We start from the raw sequence: 1,444 nt of genomic DNA, 5'->3' as shown, positions 1-1,444 counted from the left end.
CCGGCGGCGCCGGGCTGAACGGCCCCGCTTCGGGCCGCTACGCCGCCGCGCGCCTGCCCCATCCCGCGTTCACCAGCGGCGATCCCGCCGCCATGCGCTGGCGCGCCGCCGCGTATTCCGCGGCCAGCCGATCGACCAGCGCCGCCGCCGGCACCACCGCCTCGATGCCGCCCACGGACTGCCCGGCGCCCCAGATGTCCTTCCACTTGCGCTTGCGGTCGGTGCCGAAGTTCATCTGCGATCCCTCGACTCCGCCGAGGTTGTCGGGGTCGAGCCCGGCATTGCGGAGCGAGGGCTTCAGGTAGTTGCCGTGCACGCCGGTGATGAGGTTCGTGTAGACGATGTCCTCCGCCGCGCTGTCCACGATCATGCGCTTGTAGTCCTCGACCGCGCGGGCCTCGGCGGTCGCAATGAAGGCGCTGCCCATATAGGCGAAGTCCGCCCCCATCGCCTCGGCCGCCAGGATCGACCGGCCATGCGCCATGGCGCCGGACAGGGCGATGGGCCCGTCGAACCAGGCGCGGGTTTCCTGCAGCAGCGCGAAGGGGGATTGCGCGCCGGCATGCCCGCCCGCGCCGGCCGCGACCAGCACGAGGCCATCGGCGCCCTTCTCGATCGCCTTGTGGGCGAAGGTCTGGTTGATCACGTCGTGGATGACGTAGCCGCCATAGGCATGGATCGCCTCGTTCACCTCCGGCCGCGCGCCGAGGCTCGTGATGATCAGCGGCACGCGATGCTTCACGCAGAGCGCCAGGTCCTGCTCCAGCCGGTCGTTGGACCGGTGGACGATGAGGTTGATGGCGAAGGGTGCCGAAGGCCGGTCCGGATGCGCGGCGTCGTGCGCGGCAAGCCGTTCGCGGATCTCGGCGAGCCAATCGTCGAGCTGCTCGACGGGGCGCGCATTGAGCGAGGGCATGGAGCCGACGATGCCGGAGGTGCATTGCGCCACGACGAGGTCGGGCACCGAGATGATGAAGAGCGGCGAGCCGATCAGCGGCAGGCGCAGGCGCCCCTTCAGGCTTTCGAGCAGGCTCATTGGACGTGCTTTCCCTCCGGTCGTGGCGGGAGCCTCGCCCTGCCGCGCGCGCCTGTCGAGGGTCGCGAACGATGCGTTGCGTTTCCGACTCGCTTTCCGTCTCTTCGCGGGTGCAGCATGGCGGGATGGACGACGCCGCCGCCCCGCCCGACCTGCTCGCCCGTCTGCGCATCGCACGCGAAGCCGCCGCCGCCGACCCCTTCGGCGATCCGGTCCTGCTCGTCGCGCTCGACATCAGCCGGGCGATGGATGAGGGGCGGGTCACGGCGGACGACCTCGCCACGCTGGTCGCGGGGCTCGCGCGGGACGCAGCCGCGGACCGCGCGGGCCGCCTTGCCGCCTATGCCGGCCTCGGCGACGACGCGGCGGCGCTGGCCGAGATCGGAAGGGCACACGTGCGAACTCCAT

Annotated in this window: 2 protein-coding genes; one reads left to right on the top strand and one right to left on the bottom strand. The window is 71.6% G+C overall.

The window, feature by feature from the left end:
* Nucleotides 1-37 precede the first annotated feature (37 nt).
* Nucleotides 38-1,036: an NAD(P)H-dependent flavin oxidoreductase gene (locus tag HW577_RS24960; protein WP_198378787.1), complete on the bottom strand. Its 999-nt coding sequence runs from the start codon at nucleotides 1,034-1,036 to the stop codon at nucleotides 38-40.
* 125 nt (nucleotides 1,037-1,161) lie between these two features.
* On the opposite strand from HW577_RS24960, the gene HW577_RS24955 reads away from it, so the two are divergent.
* A partial coding sequence (locus HW577_RS24955) for a hypothetical protein (protein ID WP_198378786.1) occupies nucleotides 1,162-1,444 on the top strand: 283 nt, incomplete at its 3' end.

Origin of the sequence: Neoroseomonas rubea (assembly GCF_016106015.1) — a bacterium.
GTDB classification, from domain to species: Bacteria; Pseudomonadota; Alphaproteobacteria; order Acetobacterales; family Acetobacteraceae; genus Neoroseomonas; species Neoroseomonas rubea.
This window is presented reverse-complemented; position numbering and strand designations above follow the sequence as displayed.